Below are 264 nucleotides of genomic sequence, written 5' to 3'. Positions count from 1 at the left end.
TTTTCAGCATACCCGCCAAAATATCAATTGAAATCAAAACTGTTTCTGCCGTGTCAAACATGCCTTCCTTGTCTTCCTGTAAGTCTTTATTATAGGTTAAAGGCAGGGATTTCATGACTGTCAGTAGGCCAACTAAGTTCCCATAAACTCTACCTGTTTTCCCCCGAATCAGCTCAGCCATATCTGGATTTTTCTTCTGAGGCATGATGGAAGAACCTGTTGAAAAGGTATCGGATAGGGTGACAAATTGGTATTCATATGAAC

Annotated in this window: 1 protein-coding gene; it reads right to left on the bottom strand. The window is 40.5% G+C overall.

Annotated features, from left to right (window positions below):
• On the bottom strand, positions 1–264 hold a 264-nt coding region (locus tag C1G53_RS00040; RefSeq protein WP_269087973.1), incomplete at both ends, for a lyase family protein.

Source organism: Streptococcus suis (assembly GCF_002960445.1).
GTDB classification, from domain to species: domain Bacteria; phylum Bacillota; class Bacilli; order Lactobacillales; family Streptococcaceae; genus Streptococcus; species Streptococcus hyiners.
The sequence above is the reverse complement of the archived record's forward strand: the minus strand, read 5'-3'. Positions and strand labels throughout refer to the sequence as shown.